Here is an 18970-nt window from a genome sequence, read left to right as displayed (position 1 = left end):
CGATCATGACCGATGTGGCCCTTGATCCCTATTCCTGCGATGGCCACGACGGCATCGTCAGTGCCGAGGGCGAGGTGCTCAACGATGAAACCGTGGCGATCCTCTGCCGGCAGGCCGTGGCCCAGGCGCGGGCCGGTGCCGACCTGATTGGCCCGAGCGACATGATGGACGGCCGGGTCGCGGCGATCCGTGAAGCCCTCGACGAGGAGGGTTTTGAGCACGTGGGGATCATTAGCTACACGGCCAAATACGCCTCCGCTTACTACGGACCGTTTCGAGAAGCCCTGGATTCGGCGCCCCGGGCCGATGCCGGTAAACCGATTCCCAAGGACAAGAGCACTTATCAGATGGATCCGGCCAATGGCCGCGAAGCGATCACCGAAGCCCAGCTAGATGAAACCGAGGGGGCCGACATCATGATGGTCAAGCCTGGCCTGGCCTATCTCGACATCATCTATCGGCTGCGGGCCGAAAGTGAGTTGCCGATTGCTGCCTACAACGTCAGCGGCGAATACTCGATGGTTAAGGCGGCGGCCGAAAAGGGCTGGATTGATGAGCGGGCGGTGGTGCTCGAAACCCTGCTCTGCTTTAAGCGGGCTGGGGCTGATTTGATCCTCACCTACCACGCCTGCGACGCGGCCCAGTGGTTGCTTGAGGGTTGAGGCCCGCAACATGAAGCACTCAGCCAGGGCTTTGGGTGCCTTGCGGGATCCTGGTTGGCACCTTGCCGGAGCCTGTACCTCCCTACTGATTTTGCTGGCTTCCCCATCTGCCGATGCGGGATCGCTGCCAGCGGCTCTAAAGCCCTTGTTGCGCAGCTTCGAGGCCTACGAAAGGGATCTCGATCGTCTGGATCAGGTCTTGCCACCGGCCAAAGCGGCTCCAGCGGCAACGAAGCTTCCTGCTCTGCCATCCCCTGCCCCCGCAGCTCTGCCGGTGCAGCCTTCTGAGGTGTCGATCACGACTCGCCTGCGGGTCGATCTGCAGCAAGCGATCGATCTGGCGGTGCAAAACGACCCTGTTCTGAAGCAACAGATTGCCGGGGTGAGGGAGCAGCAAGGCTGGCTGCGTTCCGTGCGCGGGCGCTACTTCCCTGTTTTTGGGCTTGATCTTGGTGTTGGCTATCAACAGCAGGCGCGGCAAAACTATGCCTGGAACGGCAACGCCGGCATTTATGCGGCTGACTCAGCCTTCTATGTGCCCACTGGTGGCTCAAGCAACTATCAGACCAACATCGGATCTGGCTTCGCCCAGTTGCGCTTCGACTACGAGCTGCTCAGTTTCGAGCGGAGTGCAGCCCTGGCGGAGGTGAAGGCCGATCTCGAGGCGGCTCGTCAGCGCTATGGCGATCGGCTGCGCCAACTGCAGTTCGCGGTCAGCGAGGCCTACTACCGGTTGCAACTGGCCGATCAACTGCTGCGCATCCGCCAGGTCGTGGTTGATAACAACCAGGTGATCTTGGATCAAGTCCAGGCCTTGAAAACAGTTGCCCTGGTACCCAGGGTTGATCTACTACGCGCCCAGGCGCGTTTGCAGCAAAGCCTTTTCCGGCTGGAACAGGCGCAGGCTCAGCGACTTAGCGGCCAGCGCCGCCTTAGCAACCTGGTGAATACGCCGTTCTCAGTGACGTTAGAGGCGAGGGAGGCGGTTCAACTGCAGCCGCCATGGCCCCTTGACCTAGAGCAGACCATCGTGCGCGGTTTTGCGGATAACCCGCAGCTCCAAGCGCTTCAGGCTGCCCGCATCGCCCTGCTCCGCCAGGCTGATCGCCGAGCCGCCGAGCTGCTGCCGCGGATCGGTCTCTTTGCCAGCGCCGGTTATCGGGCGGCTCAGACCACAACACCGGTGATCAACTTGCAGGGCTGTTGCGGTGGACCCGCCTTAATCCCTGGACTCAACAGCCAAAGCGGTGATTGGTCTGCAGGTGTGCTGCTCCAGTGGCGCGTGTTTGATGCAGGCATCACGGCTGGTGCAGTGGAAGCCAATCTGGCCGCTGCTGAGCGCACCCTCCAGGGTGAAGCAGGTGAGCGCAATGCAATCCGGCAGAGACTGGAGAGCGCATACTTTGACTATCGCGCCGCCCTTAAACAGATCATCGCGGCCAATTCTTCATTCCGCGCGTCGCGTGAGGCCTATCGCGATTCGCGGGCCCGCTACGAATTCGGCCTAGACGACTATACCGATCTTGCCGAAACGATCACGTCGCTCACGACCGCTATGGAGCAGCGGGCCGAAGCGATTACCCTCGCAAATCTCAGTTACGCCCAGCTGCTGCGTGAGTTGATTCCAGTGCCCAGCAAGCCTGGTGAAGTGGTGAGTTTGCCGATCCAATTGCCTGTTAACTAATCCCCTAGCGCGCCAGAGTGTCGACTCTGGCGTAAGCAGTTGCGCCGGCCCGGAGAGGATGACGACCGTTCTGCTGCAAACGGATACGCACAGGGAAACGCTGTGGCACTTTGACCCAGTTGCCCGTGGCGTTCTGGGGTGGCAGAAGCGAATAATAGGCACCGCTGCCCTGACTAATATTGATCACTTCGCCTTTAAACGTAACCCCAGGATACATGTCGAGTTTGATCTCGGCTGGCATGCCATCGCGAATGCGATGAATCTGTGATTCTAGGTAATTTGCATCTACCCACCATTTGGTGTTGTCAACCAACTTGAACATCGCCTGTCCCGGCTTCACATATTGACCGGCGCGGATGCTGAAGTTGTTGCTAACAAAGGCGTCCATTGGTGCGTAGTAACGTGTATAGCTCAGGTTGACCTTGGCATTTCCTAATGCTGCACGCAGCGACTTGATGGTGGCCTCCTGTTCTCTGATTCTCTTGCCCAGGCGTGAGATCTCTAAGCCAGCACTTTTCACCTCTGCCCTCGCCTCAAGCTTGGCAGCTTCGAATTGCTGTTCTTTCTCTAATGCCACCACCTGTTGCTTTTGTAGGTATGCGTAGCGCTGCTGGTTGAGGTTGATGATCCACTGGCTGGCCTGTTGATCCTTCAAGGCCTGACGTGCCTTGAGCAGTTGATCCTCAAGTCCTGCCTTCTGGGCAATCGCTGCCTCCAGTTGGTGCTGTTGCTGAGCCATGCTCAGCTGGAAAGGAAGCGGCACAATCTCATAGATCAGCTGCCCCTTTTTCACAAAGGCGTTGGGCTCGGTGTGGATACTATTGATATACCCCTCCACGTACGGCGACACAGTCACGGTGTAGGCCTGAACGTAGGCGTCGTTTGTGCTGGGGAGGTAATGGTTGTAAGTGAAGTAACCCGCCAGGCCAACTCCCACCAGGCTCACGGCACCTGCCGCGATCAGCCGGGTACGCCTGGGATGGCTGGAGGCGCCTTCCGGAGTGTCAATAGATGCGCTCACGGGGATCTCAGAAGACCAGTTAAGTCGGAGCTTAGGGGGTGCTATCGCGATGCATCAGGGGCAGGCCAGCAAGCACCAGCAGCACTATTCCCACCATCGTGGCGACGTTGATGAACGACACCACTTCCACCTGCTGGCTGATCGCCTTGTTTATCAGCTCCAAGGAGCCCTGCGACCACCCATCCCCGCCGATCCCCGTCGGATGGCCGTTCAGTGGTCTTTGGAAGGCTTCTAGTGCCGTGTTGCCGGCGTTAATTTGTTCGCGAAAGCGCTCCCAGCTGCCCTGGCTGGTGGCGGTGAGTATGGCCGCGCTCACACCTCCAGAGAGGGCTTTAGAGATGTTGGTGCAGAAGAACAGCACTGAGCTGGCGCTGGTCATCAGCTCAGCCGGCATCGTCGATACCGACATCTGAATCTCCAGGCAGTTGATGATGGCGAAGCACATGCCCACAACCATCATCTGCAGCATCATGGTGTGGTTGTCCTGCTGTGCGCTGGTGTTGGCCATCCACAGTGCGGTGCAGGCGAAGCAGAAGATGCCCGCTGAGCAAAGTTTTTTTTTGGCAGCTATCGTGTCGCCAATGAGGTGGGGGCTCACCCCGGGGGTTATCATCAGCCCAGTGACCACGGTTGTACCTAGGAAGGGAATGAATGCCCAGGCGTAGCTCTCGATCGTGTTGCCCAGCACCACTATCATGAACTGGGGCACGATTGCGAATATCATGAACAGAAAGAACATCACCGAGCTCAGATTCACTAGGCTGATGCAGTAGTTGATGTCCTGGAAGATGCGTAGATTGATTAGTTTTGGTACTGCCACTATTCGCCAGGCGAATAGGCCTATTAGCAGAATTGAGCTCCACAGCATCACCACGTAGGTGGGACTGAGGAACCATTCCCGTTGGTTACCCACAACCAGCGACAGTCCCAGGAGTCCGAACCCACCACTCATCAAGCCGTAGCCAAGCCAGTCGATTTTGGCTTTGGGGTTCCCGGGGGTTGGGGGCATCAACCGGGCAATCACAACGACCGCTACCAAAGCCGTAAGGCCCAGCCCCGCCTTCAGCACACGCCAGCTGGCGTACCAGGTCACGAAGGCCGAGAGGGGAATGCCAAGGCTTGATCCGCTGACCACGGCGAGTGCTAACAATCCCTTACCCATGAGCGTGTATTTCTCGCCCAGCTGGCCTCCCAGGTAGCCCCCCGCGGCTGCCGGAATCACACCTGCCCCAAGCCCCTGAAGCACCTGCAGACCTATGAAGAGCTGGGGATCGGTGGCGCAGGCGCTGATCAAGCTGGCCACTCCGAAAAGTCCGGGCCCCACCGTGGCGATCGCCTTCGAACCCACCCTCTCCCGAAGATTGCCGAGCAGCGGCATGATCAGCGCTGCTGGCACGAGGAAGGCCACCATGAACCACACCGATAGGTAGGGAGTTCCCCCTACATCACCGCTTACGTAGGCGTGGGCCGGCACGCCGACGGAGTCGGTGGAGAAGAACACCAGCTCAAGCACGAAGAAGCTGATTGCCACCACCCCGCGATTGGTAAGCCAGAAGCTGCGAGGTTGACCCGGCTGGGCAGGGGACACGGAGCTGATGGCAGCGGCAGCTTCAGTCTCCCCCAGTCAGAATCACAATGGGTTTATCCAAGTCTTCGTCCATGTCTGCCCACCATCGCCTTGGCCATGTCGCCCTGCGGGTGCAGGACATGGACCGCGCCAAGCGCTTCTACCTAGGGCTTGGCCTGCAGCTCACTTGGGATGCTGATGACTGGTGTTACGTGCAGTGGCCTGCCACCGGGGAAGGCATTGCCCTCCTCAGCCCCAGCTACCGCGCCGCCGGCCCCCACTTCGCTTTCCATTTCAAAGACCGGGCTGAGGTGAATCGGATCCACGAACAGTTGGTGAAGCAGGGCCACAGCTGTGGGCCGGTCCACGATCACCGTGACGGCACGGCTTCCTTTTATATGCAGGATCCGGAGGGCAACTGGCTGGAGATGCTCTACGAGCCTGTTGGAGGCATCCCCTCCAATACCGACGCCGAACCGATCGCGTTGTTTCCGGCGTGACTGCCGCACCGAGAACCGGACAGCAGGTTGGGCTCGGGCCCGTGGGTCTGCCGGCAGAACGGACCCAGGCCGCAGACCCGTTCAGCGGTATTCAGCAAGAGACCCTTGAGCTGCTCGATTGGCCCCGGTTGGCGGAGCAGGTGGCCAGTTTTGCCAGCACGGCTGCGGGGCGGCGCTTGTGCCTCAATTTGGCCTTGGCGGAATCGTTCAGGGGGAGCCAACGCCTGTTGGCCGAAACCACCGAACTGGTGGGCCTTGATGGACTCACGGCGGAGGCTGGCACTGCGGGGCTGAGCTTCCAGGGGGTGGCAGATATCGGCGAAACAGTGGTCCATTGCGCCAAGGGCGGCACCGCCGGAGCGGAGGGCCTGTTGGCGGTGGCCAGCACCCTGGCGGCTGCCAGACGATTGAGGCGCCAGATCGAGGATCCCGAGCTTCGTCCGGTCTGTTCTGCCCTTGTGGCTGATCTACGCACCTTGCCGGAGCTGGAGCAGCGGCTTTTGTTTTGCCTGGAGGAAGGGGGCCGGGTTGCGGATCGGGCCAGCCCGCCCTTGGCGGGCCTGCGCCGCCAATTGCAGGGTGTGCGCTCAGATCGCCGCGATCGACTCCAGGAATTAATGCGGCGCCACGCTCCCCTGCTGCAGGACAACGTGGTGGCCGAACGCAATGGCAGGCCGGTCCTGGCGGTGAAGGCCGGGGCCGCGAGCCAGCTGGCGGGCCTGGTCCATGACAGCTCCGCCTCGGGCAGCACGGTGTTTGTGGAACCCCAGGCGGTTGTGGCCCTGGGCAATCGGTTGCGCGAGTTGGAGGGCCAGGAGCGGGAGCTGGAATTGGCCGTCCTGCGCGAGCTCAGTGGCCTGGTGGGGGAGCAGGAGCAGGCATTGACGCTGTTGCAGCAAATCCTGGAACGGCTGGATGGCGGCTTGGCCCGGGCCCGCTACGGCCAGTGGCTGGGGGCGGTTCGCCCTGAGTTGGCGGAAAATGCCGATGCACCCTTTGCCCTACGAGACCTGCGCCACCCGCTGCTGCTCTGGCAGCACAAGCGGGAGGGTGGCCAGCAGGTGGTGCCCGTAACAATCCAGGTGGCGAAGGATCTGCGGGTGGTGGCCATCACCGGCCCCAACACCGGCGGTAAGACCGTCACCCTCAAGAGCGTTGGTCTGGCTGCCCTGATGGCGCGGGCGGGGCTGTTTTTGCCCTGCCAGGGCACCCCCCAGTTGCCCTGGTGCGGCCAGGTGTTGGCAGATATAGGTGATGAGCAATCCCTGCAGCAAAACCTCTCCACCTTCAGTGGCCATATCCGCCGGATTGCCCGGATCCTGGAGTCTTTGCCTGGGCGGGTCGGGGCTTCCTTGGTGTTGCTGGATGAGGTGGGGGCGGGCACCGATCCCCAGGAGGGATCGGCCTTGGCCACGGCCCTGCTCAAGCATCTGGCCGATCTGGCCCGGCTGAGCATCGCCACCACCCACTTCGGGGAGCTCAAGGCCCTCAAGTACGCCGACCACCGCTTCGAAAATGCCTCCGTTGCCTTTGATGGGGAAACCCTTTCGCCCACCTATCACCTGCAATGGGGGATTCCGGGCCGCAGCAATGCCCTTGCCATTGCCAGCCGCCTTGGCCTGAAGCAGAGCGTGATCGAGCAGGCGGCCAGCCAGTTGGCCCCCTTGGGGGAAGGGGAGGTGAACCAGGTAATTGCGGGCCTGGAGGATCAGCGCCAGCGCCAGCAGGAAGCGGCAGAGGAGGCGGTCGTTTTGCTGGCCCGCACTGAGCTCTTGCACGAGGAGCTGCTGTTGCGATGGCAGCAGCAAAAGGAGCAATCGGCCGAACTGCAGGAACAGCGGCGCCAGCAGCTCGAGCAATCCATCCGCCAGGGCCAGCAGGAGGTAAAGCGGATCATCAGGCGCCTGCGCCAGGGCGAGCGCTCCAGGGGCGAACGGGGTGCCCAGGCCAGCAGCAGTGTCCTTGGTGAAACCGCAAGGCAGGCGGGTCAAAGGCTCAAGCGCCTGGAGGAGCAGCACCGTCCCAGTCCGGAGCGGCGCGAACATTCGGGCTGGATGCCTGTGCTCGGGGATCGGGTGCGCCTGTTGGCCCTCGGCAAGGCGGCGGAGGTGTTGGCAATTTCTCCAGATGGCCAGGAGCTCACGGTGCGCTGTGGGGTGTTGCGCCTGAGTGTGGAGATCAGCGCGATCGAGGGACTCCACGGTGAGAAGCCCACCCCACCATCTCCCCAGGAAAAGGTGCAGGTGCAGGTCAAGGGCCAAAGGGGCCTCGGAGGCCGCGGCGCCGGGGTGCGCACCGAGCGCAACACCGTGGATGTGCGCGGCCTAAGGGTGCATGAGGCGGAAGCCCAGGTGGAGGAACAGCTGCGTCAAGCCAATGGCCCCCTCTGGGTTATCCACGGCATCGGCACCGGCAAACTAAAGCGGGGCCTGCGGGCCTGGCTCGAAACGGTGTCCTACGTGGAGCGGGTGGCAGATGCAGAGCGGGGCGACGGTGGTGCAGGTTGCAGTGTGGTTTACGTGAGATGATCTGAACAAAGATCAGGTTCCCAAGCAGCAATGAAAACCATTGCGGTCATTTGCCCAGGGGACCCAACAACTACTCCTAGTACTCGTTATCGAATAAAGCAATATCAGCCCCTATGGGAAGAGCACGGTTATCGCACAGTCTTTTTTCCAAAAAAAGATTTATCTGCGCAAAGCCTTCTTCAAATGGCAGAAGCTGATATAATTCTAAATCAGAAGTGCTTGCTTTCCCATGGTTGGTTAAAGCGTATCCAGGCGCTTGGATTGCCTATTTTGTTTGATTTAGATGATTTGATATGGCACCGCGCTATTCGTGACTATTCCTGGCTGAAACGTGAGATGTTGCTTAGGAGGCTGAGATCTTGGGTAGAAGCGGCAAAGGCAGTAACTGTGGCTAATTCAGTCTTGGCTCGCAAAATCTTAGAGAAAACAAGAATTGAGCCAATTATTATACCTATGAGCCTTGACCTGGAGATTTGGAAGCCGCATTGCCCATCCTCGGCTCTTCCCATTTTGGATTTAAATATTGGCTGGACAGGTTCACCTGAGTATCATCATCTACTGGCTGGTATTGCTCCAGCAATCGATGAGGTTTTGATGTCAAATCCAGGCACCAAATTTACCATTCATTCAGGTCTGGATCCTAAATTTTTGATCAATTATGAGTTTATAAAATGGCAAAGTGGAAACGAAGTAGACTACGTTAAAGAGCTGCAAATAGGCTTGCTGCCAATGGAGAATGCATCAAAATTTGCCACATGCAAATCACCAATTAAGGCACTTCAGTATATGGCGTTAGGAGTGGTGCCAGTAGGTAATTTTGTCGGAGCCTCTTTGGATTTTTTAAGTGACAAAAATAGTTTGCTAGTTGAACCATCTATCAGGGGATGGAGTGATGGCCTTTCTAGGCTAATTTTAGATAGACAGCTGGCCTTAGATTTGTCCGAAAGAGCAATTCTAGATGTTTCTCTGAACCATAACCTTCCTGTCGTTGGCCAGCAAATTCTTACGGTAATCAATTCCATAAGCTGATTTTCGTGCATGCCAAAAACGTTTTTAATTACTTATTGTGGAGCCGAGAATGCAGATTCAACTCTCAGAGAGCAGCTGGCAAGTTCTGTTCAAAAATTTAGTGCTTTGGGGCGAAAGCGTGGATTTGAGGTCATTGTCTGGAATGAGCAGCTCATTCGCCAAAAAATTGATAATCATCAAGACATCTTAAAAGATTATTATCCAGATTATTCAGACGAGTGCGAGATTCAAGGAGTTAGATTAAATAAGCAATGGCTAAATGCAGGTTTGTTCCTTTGGAAGCCTTCAATAATCAAACACACCCTTGAAAAAAAATTGGAGGAAGGAGATGTACTTGTTTATCTTGATTGCAACTTGAATAAGTTTCCTTGTTATCGACAATTGATTGATTTGGGCCCTGAATATCTCAGGGCCAAGCTGAATAAAAAATCTATTCTTTTGGCGGTCGACAAGTATAGGCCATTATGTAGAGACGTAAAGTATCAAGTCTTGTCTGCTAACTTGAGTCATTATCAAGAGTGTGGTCGTTATTTGCCTGGATTTTGGGCTGGATTTATGGCGATTAAAAAAAATAAATACTCCTCTTTGTTTATAACAAAATGGCACAAGATTTGCTCGATTGAGAACTTAGCCCCATTGCCAGATGTCCCTGTTGAATCTCGGTTTGAGGAGTATAAGTGGCATTCGCAGGAGCAGTCAATGCTAAGTGTTGTCTATTATCAGGGCTCTAGTCGGCTCAGAAATAAGTCGGTAAGATTTTTGTTCGTTCCAGGCCGCCGAGTCATGTCTTGGAATAGGCTAATTGTTGCTCTAAAGACATTAAAGATTAGGCTTATTTTTAATATAATTGCGGTTCAAAAACCATGGATTAATAAAATAGTGCTTAAATTCTGTAAATTTTAGCTCAAAAGTTTTTGGGTTGCTTCGATTCGCTGTTTGTATGTTGTATGCCTTACCTCTGAGCTGGGGTAGATTGATTTTTTCTTGTTTTGGCTATAATAGCCTAGTGTTTCTTTGGATTTTCTTTGGGAAAGCCGAGCTGTTGTGTCGTCAGAGCGAGATTTTCTTGTTGAGCCGCGACTCAAAGGTGAGTAAAACTCAATAGGAACAAAGCCATTGCGCCAATTTTTTTGCTCCCATGCCCTGAGGAATAGATCGTGATCGTCGTTGCCAAGCACATAATGGTATTCATCTAAAAAACCCATTACTGCAAGCTTTTTCTTTGAAAATGCAATTGGACCACGGTTGGACGAGTGAGATAAGAATATGGAATTATGGTTCTCCCATGATTGCAGAATAGTGTCTGGATGATTTATTTTGGCTGATAATTTTCCTAGGTTGATCCCGTGTGAGTTTGTATTTATGCGGTGACAGCATCTTCCGCTTATGGCGATAATGTCTTCAAATATTTCCAAGGGAATTGCCAGTTTAATATTGTAACCGACTGTTCGCATTTCCATGTCTGCTTGCACTTCTACTATGTACTCTCCTCTTGATTTTGTAAAGCCTAGGTTGTCGCAGGAGGTCTCGAACATGCCATCGATATTCTCGAAAATAGTAATTCCCTTTAGGCTCTGCGGTGGCTCAATTAGATCTATTAGTGATTGAAGGATCGCTTTCGATCTGTCTGTGCAATTATCGAGAATTGCAATTATTTCGTAGCTGCCAAGCGTGTTTTCTAGGATGCTCAAGAAAACATCTTCTATGCAATCTTCTTGATTGTGAATTGGAATTACAATTGAAAATTGTGGCGAAGTGTCTGATTCTCTGTGATATGAACCTACGAGTTGTGATTCCTGTTCCCACTGCTTTGTCGGCTGATGTATAAGTAGGCGCTTGTAGGTTTCATGCTTTGGGTTGAGTAGCCATTCTTCTATTGGGTTCTGCATGGCGCCTTTGGGGATTGCCTTATTGTTCTGTTTTTTTGCGGATTGCCGATTCTTGGTCTTTCTTTAATGTCGGCAGCCTCGGTTCACTATTTGGCAATCCTTGCGCTGCGTCTACCAAGCCATCGCCCTGGCTGTCAAAAAAGCGCCAGCCGCTGCCATCCACATCGAGGTGAATGGTGGTGCCGGGGTTGGCGCGCACTTCGGGGCTGATGCGCACCTGCACCAGCTGGCCAGATTCGAGCAGCTTGCAGGTGATCAGTTGTTCATTACCCAGGGCCTCGCAATGGCTCACTTCAGCGGCCAGGTTGCGGTTGGTGGCAGGGGCAAGCCGAAAATGCTCGGGCCTTAGGCCAGCCGTGAGTTGGTCGCCAACAGCGGTGCCCGGTCGGTTGCCGTTGGGACTGCCAATTAGATCGTCCAGGGGGGCAGGCACGGGGAATTTTTTGCTCCCCAGTTGCACTTGGCCCGGACCAACCACCTGAACTGTCAGCAGGTTCATCGGCGGACTACCAATGAATTGGGCCACAAACACATTCGCCGGCCATTGATAGAGCTCCATCGGGGTGCCGAGCTGTTGAAGCTTGCCGCCATTGAGCACCGCAATCCGGTGGCCCATCGTCATCGCCTCCACCTGGTCGTGGGTGACGTAAAGGGTGGTGGTGCCAAGGCGCCGCTGCAACTCCACGATCTGGGTGCGGGTGCCCGTGCGCAACTTGGCATCCAGGTTGCTGAGCGGCTCATCCATCAGGAATACCGCCGGCTGACGGGCGATGGCACGGCCCAGGGCAACCCGCTGCTTTTGGCCGCCGGAAAGCTCCTTGGGCAGTCGCTCCAGCAGGGGGCCTAGCTCGAGGGTCTCTGCCACCTCTCTGATGCGCTCGGCAATGCGCGCTTCTCGCTTTGAGGCCACCCGCAGGGGGGCTGGCAGCCCTGCGGTGGCCTTGCTGAGGCTGTCCTGCAGCTGTTGAAGGGCCGTGCGCGGCCGGCTGCGCCGCAGGCCAAAGCCGATGTTGTCGGCCACGCTCAGGTGTGGGTAGAGGGCATAGCTCTGGAACACCATGGCCACATCTCGCTGCCCTGGTCGCAGGCGGCTAACCGGCCGATCGCCCACGTAGATCTCGCCGCTGCTGGGTTGGTCAAGGCCCGCCAACAGGCGCAGCAGGGTGCTTTTGCCGCAACCCGAGGGCCCCACCAGCACTAGAAATTCGCCGTCCTGGATGTGCAAATCCAGCTGCCGCAGCACCGGCACCGGCTCGCCCTGGGGCCGGCGGGGTGGGTAGGTCTTGCTGACCTGGTGGAAGCGAACCTCGGCCAAGCGGGCTCCCCAAGGGGCTCTAGGTAGCCGCGATCCTAGGTTTGCCCGTAATGCAATTCATTGATCAGGCCAGGATTGCCGTAAAGGCTGGCCGCGGCGGCGATGGAATCGTCGCCTTTCGCCGAGAGAAGTACGTGCCCGCCGGCGGTCCCTCCGGCGGTGATGGGGGCCGTGGTGCGGACGTTTTGTTGGTGGCAGACAGCAACCTGCAGACCCTGCTCGATTTCAAGTACAAACGCCTCTTCCAGGCCATCGATGGCCGCCGTGGCGGACCAAATCGCTCCACTGGTGCCAGCGGCACGCCCCTACTGATCAAGGTTCCCTGCGGCACCGAGGTGCGTGACACCCGCACCGGCATCCTGCTGGGGGATCTCACCGATGCCGGAGATGAGTTGCTGGTGGCGGCAGGCGGCCGTGGCGGCCTCGGCAATGCCCATTACCTGAGCAATCGCAACCGGGCTCCGGAGAAATTCACCGAGGGCAGGGAGGGGGAGGAATGGCTGCTGCGCCTCGAGCTCAAGCTGCTCGCCGAAGTGGGGATCATCGGCTTGCCCAATGCAGGTAAGAGCACCCTGATCTCGGTGCTCTCGGCTGCTAGGCCCAAGATTGCCGACTATCCCTTCACCACCCTGGTGCCCAACTTGGGTGTGGTGCGCCGGCCGAGTGGGGATGGCACCGTTTTTGCCGATATCCCTGGCCTGATTGCCGGTGCTGCCCAAGGAGCTGGCCTGGGTCACGATTTTCTGCGCCATATCGAGCGCACCCGGCTGCTGATCCACTTGATCGATGCCAGCAGCTCGGATGTGCTTGGCGATCTCCAGGTGGTGGAGCAGGAGTTGTTGGCCTATGGCCATGGCCTTTCAGATCGGCCCCGATTGGTCTCTTTGACCAAGATTGAGCTGGTCGATCCAGATGAGCTGCCAGGGCTGGTCTCGGCAGTGCAGGAAGCCCATGGGGGGCTGCCTGTGCTGGCAATCTCCGCAGCAGCTTCAATGCGCCTCAAGGAGCTGCTGTCAGCCGTGTGGCAGCAGCTCGGCATCAAGGAGCTCTAGGAACGGGGCTGAACAGGGTTCAGTCGTCGTATACCAGGCACTCAGCTGCGTCTGGGTTGAGGTCGCAATAGACCTCTAGGGGGCTGGGGTCTGCCTTCTCCTCAGGGTGGTTTTCCTTGTACACCTGCAGCCCCTTGAGCTCTTCTTCCAGGTGACGGACCTTGCCCATGTCGCCAGCAGCCCGCGCTGCTTCGATTTCGGTCTGATCCTTCTGGATGTGCTCGTCGATGCTCTTCATTTCGGATGCCGGCTTCCTGAGACCGGAGTTGACCGCGGCTAACCATACGGGCGCCACCCAACCTTTTGACTTTCTGTTGCCTGCTGCTGATCTTCCAAGACGTGGCTAGGCCTGGGAATACTCAGTGAAAAGGCCGGTGATGGTGAGGATCAAGCAGCGCCGGGAACGGCATTTGATGGATGAGAACGGCCGGCTCCTCTGGATAAATGGCCCTGAAGAGCACTGCTATCTCTCGGAGCAACGGCAGTGGCGCCGCGGCCTGAGCTTCGATGATGTGTTGGATTGGAAACAATGTGCTCCCAGCGGCCTGGTCAGCCAGCGCTTCGGTTCCCTGCAGGCCGTCTGTGAGGCCTATGAGCGCGATCAAATCACCTGGTACCAAGACCTTTACCTGCGGCGCATGGGCGACCAGATGGCTTGCCATCGCGCCCAGGACGACTACATGCCCACGGCGATGAAGGAGGCGGAGGACCGCGGCGAGGCTGGAGGCCGTCCCCCCTGGCTGCTGCCGGAGCCATCGGGCCCCGTCTGCGGATTGCCACCCCGCTTGGGATCGCCTAGCAACCCCTCTGCCAACAAACCGGAGCCTGCCTTGGTGGCTGGCGCTGGGGCTGAATCCTGCGGCGAAGTGGTCCATGCCCATCGCCGCCGCCGTTCGTCTCGGGCCTAGGCCCCCAGCTCACTCAGCTCCAGCCAGCGCTCCTCGCCGGCATGGATTTGGGCGCTCAGGCTGGCCAGCTGGCCGGTGAGGGTTTCCAGGGACCCATAGTCGGCACCCCCCTTGGCGAGGGCTGCCTCCAGTTCCTGGCGCTGCTGCTCCCACTGGGGCAGCTGGAGTTCGAGGTTTTCCAATTCGCGGTTTTCCTTGAAACTGCGCCGCCGGGCTTTGGCTGCGCCATTAGCCGGCGCCTTAGCAGCGCCATTGGCTTTCGCCTTCACTGCTTCCGGCTTCACTGCTGCCGATTTGGCCTCGACGCTGCGCCTTTGGCTCTGGGCCTCCAGGTAGGCGCTGTAGTTGCCTTCAAAGCGCTTCAGCTGGCCCTCCTCAAAGCTGAACAGCCGATCCACGGTGCGATCCAGGAAGTAGCGGTCGTGGGAGACCACCACCACACAGCCGCGAAAATCCTCCAGGAAGTCTTCGAGCACGCTCAGGGTTTGAACATCCAGGTCGTTGGTGGGCTCGTCGAGTAGCAGCACGTTGGGCGCCGCGATCAATAGGCGACAAAGGTGCAGGCGCCGGCGTTCGCCGCCAGAAAGTTTGCCGACCGGTTGGTGTTGCTGGGCGGGCGGAAACAGGAAGCGCTCCAGCAGTTGCGAGGCGCTCAGCTCGACGCCATCGATGGCCACCCGGCTAGCTGCATCGCTGACCACATCAATCACCTTCCGTTCTGGCTTGAGCAGCACATCGCTGTGCTGATCGAAGTAGGCCAGCTTCACGGTGGAACCCAGTTCCAGGCTGCCGGCACTGGGTTGGCGCCGCCCGGCTATTACCTCCAGCAGGCTCGATTTACCAACGCCGTTGGGGCCGATGATCCCCACCCGATCCTCCGGACTGAAGTCGTAGCTGAAGTCGCGTAGCAGGGTCGGGGCGTCTTGCCCATCCCCTGCCGCCACCGACAAGCCTTCAGCGGTGATGGCTCGCTTGCCCAGCCTTCTGCTGGCAGTGGCCAGGCTCACCTTGCCCTTGGCCTGGCGCACGGGAGCCTCCTGCATCGCTTCGATCCGCTGGATCCGGGCTTTTTGCTTGGTGCTGCGGGCCTGGGGCCCCCGACTAAGCCATTCCAGTTCGCGCCGCAAGGTGCCCTTGAACTTGGCGGCCGAGGCGGCGGCGGAGGCCTCCTCCTCGGTTTTGTGGGTCAGATAGGTGGCGTAGTTGCCGGCGTACTGGCGGGCTTCGCCCCGGTCCACCTCGACAATTCTTTGGGTCACCCGATCCAGCACGTAGCGATCGTGGGTAACCAGCACCAGGGCCCCGGGGAACCGGCCCAGGTAGCTCTGTAGCCACTCCACCCCCAGGGCATCGAGATGGTTGGTGGGTTCATCCAACAGCAGCACATCCGGTTCGGCCACCAGGGCGGCCGCCAGGGCCACCCGTTTGCGGTAACCGCCTGAGAGCTCGCCGATTCGGCGCTGGCCCTCGTTGATGCCGAGGCGCTGGAGCACCTCCTGGCACTGCTGTTCCAGGTCCCATGCGTTGAGCGAGTCCATCTGGTCCTGTAGATCGCTGAGCTGGGACAGAAGGGCCCCATTGCTGGGGTCTGCGGCGATCTGGTGGCTGAGGCTTAGGTGGCTACGCAGCAGGGTCATCTTGTCGCCACTGCCGGCGTAGACCTGCTCCAGCACCGTGGATTCCGGGTCTAGGTCCGGTTCCTGATCCACCAGCACCACCCGGGTGCGGGGGGCGCAGCGCCGGCTGCCTTCGCCCAGGGGCTCCCTGCCAGCAAGCACCTTCAGCAGGGTTGATTTGCCGGCCCCATTGGCGCCAATCAGGCCAATGCGATCCCCATCGGCCACATGCAGGGTCAGGTTGGCGAACAGGGTGCGGATCCCGAAATCCTTGGCCGCACCGACAAGACTGATCAGGCTCAACTGCCGATCCCCTGTTGGGCCTTGAGATGGGCAAACACGCTCTTGTCGCCCACATCAGCGGCGGCAGGCATTGGAAATTTGCGCAGGCAGAGCAGTAGCAAAAGGCCTGCTTCTGCGCCCATTAAGCCCAGGCAGACCTGGGCGGCAAACAGGCCCAGCCAGTAGCCCATTAGGGCCAGGGGCAGCAGCAGGGTGACGCCAATCGCTTCGGGCCTCTGGAAGCAGAAAAACTCCTTGAAGCCGATGCCGGCTAGGGCCGCAAAGAAAGGTCCGATCGCCAGCACCCAAAGGCGCTGTTGCCCCAGTGCTTCCGCCATGTGGCCGGGGCCCGCAGCCCAGGCCAGCCCCCCAAAGCCCAGGCAGCCCAATAGCCAGAACAGCTGCAAGGCCCGGTGGAGAGGCTTCAGATAGATGTGAATCCAGCGCAATGCCAGGCCAAGTCCGGCGGCCATCACGATTAGCCAGGGCCAGAGGTTGGAGCTCCCCAGCTGGCGCCATTGCACGAGGAGGCCCAGCTGGGCCAGGGCCACGGCCGTGAGGGCGAGCCGATAGCCCAGCACCTCCCGCCGGTCCCGCTGATCGATGCTGTAGAGCCCATAGACCCCCTCAAAGACAGGATCTCCTAGGGCCATGGATGCGGTGCTTGCCATGGGGCGGGGAAGGGCTCAGTTGCAGGGAGGGGTTGTCACCAGTGTGGCGAGCGGCGGACCAGCCGGAACAATCCCCGAGGGATGCAACGGAAACAGGGCCCCGAAATAATCCCGGCGCCAGGCCTGGTCATCGCAGCTGGCGGCCACCCCTGGCAGGCCATAGAAGCGCGATCGCCATTGCCACAGGGCCGGCAGTTGCCAGAGCGGTTGGCGGCTACAGCCGAATAGGGGGGCATAAACCAGCTCTAGGCGGATCAGGGTTGGAAACAGCACCACATCGGCTAGGCCCTGCTCAGGCCCACTTAGCCATTGGCCCGGTGCCGCTGCCAGGGCAGCGTTTGCCTTGCCGAGGGTTGCAAAGAGTGCCTGCTCGGCCCGGTCATAGGCGGCCTGGTTGCGGGCGAAGCCACAGCGGTAAACCCCGTCGTTGACGTCATGCTGCAGCTGCTCTCGCCATCCTTGGCTTTGTTCCCTTTGCCCGACCGGATCCAGGTCGACGGTTGAGCTTGAGGGCCACTGGTTGAGCAGCTCGATCAGTTGGGCGCTTTCGCTGAGCAGGATGCGGCCGTCTTTCAGGGAAACCAGGGCCGGAACCGTGGCCCGGGTTCCCGCAGCTGCCCCAGAGCGCAGGTAGAGCTCCGCCAGGGTTTGGCATCCCTGGAAGGGCTCCGTAAAGCGCCAGCGGCCAGCCTCTGGATCCGGTTCCACCACCACCAGATCAATGGACTCTCCCAATTGGCGCAGGCACCACACCAGCCAGGCCCGGTGGGCCCAGGGGCAGCTTCTCCCCACAATCAAGACGTGGGCGCCGGCTTGGGCTGCGTCGGCGGGCAAAGGCGGTAGGGCCGTGAAGGCCCCGGCAGGACGCCGGTAGTTGCCTTCCGCATCGGCGGGTGCCAGGCCGCCCATCAGTTGCTGCCATTGCCATCGCCAGAGGCAGCGGGCTGTGCGCACAAGGGCTGCAGGTGGGGCCATGGGACGGGTAATGGGTCTGCCATGAATCTGCGTCAGGCTGGGCCCTAAATCCAGCGCAGGGTTTTCGGGCATGGCAGTGGGAACCGGGCCAGAGAATCGGCCCAGGTCAAGGGTGTTGGTGGTGGCCGGCACCCACGGCAATGAGCGCAATGGGCCCTGGCTACTGGAGCATTGGGGCCAACGGCCCAATGCCCTGGCTTGTGCAGGGCTGGAGCTGGAGTTGGTGCTGGGCAATCCGGCGGCCCATGGCCGCAACAGCCGCTACATCGACCGCGACCTCAACCGCAGTTTTGAGCCCTCTCTGCTGGCCAATCCCAGCTGCCAAGAGCTGGAAGTGCAGCGGGCCAGGCAGCTCATCGACAGCCACGGCCCAGGGGGCCTCAGCCCCTGCAGCGTGGCTCTTGATCTGCACAGCACCACCAGCTCCATGGGGAATTGCCTGGTGCTCTATGGCCGGCGGCCCACCGATCTGGCACTGGCCGCAGGCATTCAGGCGGAATTGGGCCTGCCCATTTATCTGCATGAGGCAGATGGGGCCCAGACCGGGTTTTTGGTGGAGCGCTGGCCCTGTGGACTGGTGATTGAGGTGGGTCCGGTGCCCCAGGGGGTTCTTCAGGCCTTGATTTGCCGCCAAACCCAGCTGGCCGTTGAGGCCTGTCTGGCCGTTCTGGCCCGGGCCCAGGCAGGCAGCTTGCGGTTGCCACCCAGCTTGGAGGTGCACCTCCATTTGGGCAGCTTGGATATCCCCCGAGATGGGGCCGGCCAACCCGAGGCCTGCTTGCACCCCCGCCGTCTGCTGCGCAACTGGCAGCCCATGGCCCCAGGTGACGAACTGTTTTGCACCGCCAGTGGAGTCGCCTTGCCCTACAGCCCACCCCCTGGCTTGGCAGACCAGGCCGTCTGGCCCGTATTCATCAACGAGGCTGCCTACGGCGAGAAGGGCATCGCCCTAAGCCTTACCCGAAGGGAGATCTGGGCCGTACCGCCGGCATGGGCAGCTGCCCTGGAGCACCTGGCCGAGGGGCTTGCCTGCGGAACTTGATGAACGGATCTTCACAAACCGCGCAATATTCTGTTACAGTTCATTTCGACGGGGTTCCGTCATCCATACCCGTCTCTTTTGAGACACCTCTCTCTCGTTCTCATGACAACCACAATTCAGCAGCGCCAAGGCGCTTCTGCGTGGAACCAGTTCTGCGACTGGGTTACCTCCACCAACAACCGCCTCTACGTGGGCTGGTTCGGCGTGCTGATGATCCCCACCCTGCTGG

Annotated in this window: 17 protein-coding genes and 1 pseudogene; 10 read left to right on the top strand and 8 right to left on the bottom strand. The window is 59.3% G+C overall.

From position 1 onward, the window contains the following. Positions 1–662, top strand: a 662-nt coding sequence (gene hemB, locus KBY58_RS10010) for a porphobilinogen synthase (RefSeq protein ID WP_255004197.1), incomplete at its 5' end; no start/stop codon positions are given. A 10-nt stretch (positions 663–672) separates the two neighbouring features. Continuing rightward, a complete protein-coding gene (locus tag KBY58_RS10005; protein ID WP_255004196.1) occupies positions 673–2346 on the top strand; it encodes a TolC family protein in 1674 nt (557 codons plus the stop codon). A gap of 4 nt (positions 2347–2350) precedes the next feature. On the opposite strand, the gene KBY58_RS10000 is transcribed toward KBY58_RS10005, so the two are convergent. Then, entirely contained in the window at positions 2351–3367 is a 1017-nt protein-coding gene (locus KBY58_RS10000; protein WP_254934895.1) for an HlyD family secretion protein, read from the bottom strand. A gap of 31 nt (positions 3368–3398) precedes the next feature. Further along, positions 3399–4955 carry an MFS transporter gene (locus tag KBY58_RS09995; protein ID WP_255004195.1) on the bottom strand — a complete coding sequence of 519 codons (1557 nt, stop codon included), beginning with the start codon at positions 4953–4955 and terminating at the stop codon, positions 3399–3401. Between the two features lie 71 nt (positions 4956–5026). On the opposite strand from KBY58_RS09995, the gene KBY58_RS09990 reads away from it, so the two are divergent. Genes KBY58_RS09990 through KBY58_RS09975 form a run of 4 tightly spaced genes read left to right on the top strand, consistent with a single transcriptional unit; the run spans position 5027 to position 9894 of the window. Continuing rightward, a complete protein-coding gene (locus tag KBY58_RS09990) occupies positions 5027–5434 on the top strand; it encodes a VOC family protein (protein WP_254934893.1) in 408 nt (135 codons plus the stop codon). A 47-nt stretch (positions 5435–5481) separates the two neighbouring features. Further along, complete coding sequence (locus KBY58_RS09985) at positions 5482–7962, top strand: endonuclease MutS2 (protein ID WP_261350378.1); 2481 nt, start codon at positions 5482–5484, stop codon at positions 7960–7962. 30 nt (positions 7963–7992) lie between these two features. Next, the gene (locus KBY58_RS09980; protein ID WP_255004193.1) at positions 7993–8991 is read left to right on the top strand and encodes a hypothetical protein; all 999 of its coding nucleotides are present in this window, start codon (positions 7993–7995) and stop codon (positions 8989–8991) included. 9 nt (positions 8992–9000) lie between these two features. Continuing rightward, positions 9001–9894, top strand: a complete 894-nt coding sequence (locus KBY58_RS09975; RefSeq protein ID WP_255004192.1) for a hypothetical protein — start codon at positions 9001–9003, stop codon at positions 9892–9894. Here the strand turns inward: KBY58_RS09975 and KBY58_RS09970 are convergent. Together KBY58_RS09970 and KBY58_RS09965 are read right to left on the bottom strand one after the other, a co-directional pair. Beyond that, positions 9891–10880 (bottom strand): glycosyltransferase family 2 protein, encoded by a 990-nt coding sequence (locus KBY58_RS09970; RefSeq protein ID WP_255004191.1) that lies wholly within the window; start codon positions 10878–10880, stop codon positions 9891–9893. The two genes, KBY58_RS09975 and KBY58_RS09970, sit on opposite strands and share 4 nt — an antisense overlap. A gap of 19 nt (positions 10881–10899) precedes the next feature. Further along, entirely contained in the window at positions 10900–12195 is a 1296-nt protein-coding gene (locus KBY58_RS09965) for an ABC transporter ATP-binding protein (protein WP_255004190.1), read from the bottom strand. A gap of 50 nt (positions 12196–12245) precedes the next feature. On the opposite strand from KBY58_RS09965, the gene cgtA reads away from it, so the two are divergent. Next, on the top strand, positions 12246–13247 hold the full coding sequence (gene cgtA, locus KBY58_RS09960; protein WP_255004189.1) for an Obg family GTPase CgtA: 1002 nt from the start codon (positions 12246–12248) through the stop codon (positions 13245–13247). Positions 13248–13266: 19 nt separating this feature from the next. On the opposite strand, the gene KBY58_RS09955 is transcribed toward cgtA, so the two are convergent. Beyond that, positions 13267–13485: a Calvin cycle protein CP12 gene (locus tag KBY58_RS09955; RefSeq protein WP_254934886.1), complete on the bottom strand. Its 219-nt coding sequence runs from the start codon at positions 13483–13485 to the stop codon at positions 13267–13269. Positions 13486–13624: 139 nt separating this feature from the next. On the opposite strand from KBY58_RS09955, the gene KBY58_RS09950 reads away from it, so the two are divergent. Beyond that, on the top strand, positions 13625–14155 hold the full coding sequence (locus KBY58_RS09950) for a hypothetical protein (protein WP_255004188.1): 531 nt from the start codon (positions 13625–13627) through the stop codon (positions 14153–14155). Here the strand turns inward: KBY58_RS09950 and KBY58_RS09945 are convergent. Genes KBY58_RS09945 through KBY58_RS09935 form a run of 3 tightly spaced genes read right to left on the bottom strand, consistent with a single transcriptional unit; the run spans position 14152 to position 17699 of the window. Beyond that, the gene (locus tag KBY58_RS09945) at positions 14152–16074 is read right to left on the bottom strand and encodes an ABC-F family ATP-binding cassette domain-containing protein (RefSeq protein ID WP_315858053.1); all 1923 of its coding nucleotides are present in this window, start codon (positions 16072–16074) and stop codon (positions 14152–14154) included. The two genes, KBY58_RS09950 and KBY58_RS09945, sit on opposite strands and share 4 nt — an antisense overlap. Next, on the bottom strand, positions 16071–16724 hold the full coding sequence (locus KBY58_RS09940) for a DUF2301 domain-containing membrane protein (protein WP_255004187.1): 654 nt from the start codon (positions 16722–16724) through the stop codon (positions 16071–16073). Before KBY58_RS09940 ends, KBY58_RS09945 begins: the two co-directional genes overlap by 4 nt. 15 nt (positions 16725–16739) lie before the next feature. Beyond that, positions 16740–17699 (bottom strand): glutathione S-transferase C-terminal domain-containing protein, encoded by a 960-nt coding sequence (locus KBY58_RS09935; protein ID WP_255004186.1) that lies wholly within the window; start codon positions 17697–17699, stop codon positions 16740–16742. A 70-nt stretch (positions 17700–17769) separates the two neighbouring features. Here KBY58_RS09935 and KBY58_RS09930 point away from each other — a divergent pair, with 70 nt between their 5' ends. Both KBY58_RS09930 and KBY58_RS09925 read left to right on the top strand, forming a co-directional pair. Further along, the gene (locus KBY58_RS09930; protein WP_255004185.1) at positions 17770–18741 is read left to right on the top strand and encodes an aspartoacylase; all 972 of its coding nucleotides are present in this window, start codon (positions 17770–17772) and stop codon (positions 18739–18741) included. Between the two features lie 102 nt (positions 18742–18843). Continuing rightward, positions 18844–18970: pseudogene (locus KBY58_RS09925) on the top strand (photosystem II q(b) protein); the annotation flags it as partial.

This window comes from Cyanobium sp. HWJ4-Hawea (assembly GCF_024345815.1).
Taxonomy (GTDB): Bacteria; Cyanobacteriota; Cyanobacteriia; order PCC-6307; family Cyanobiaceae; genus Cyanobium_A.
This window is presented reverse-complemented; position numbering and strand designations above follow the sequence as displayed.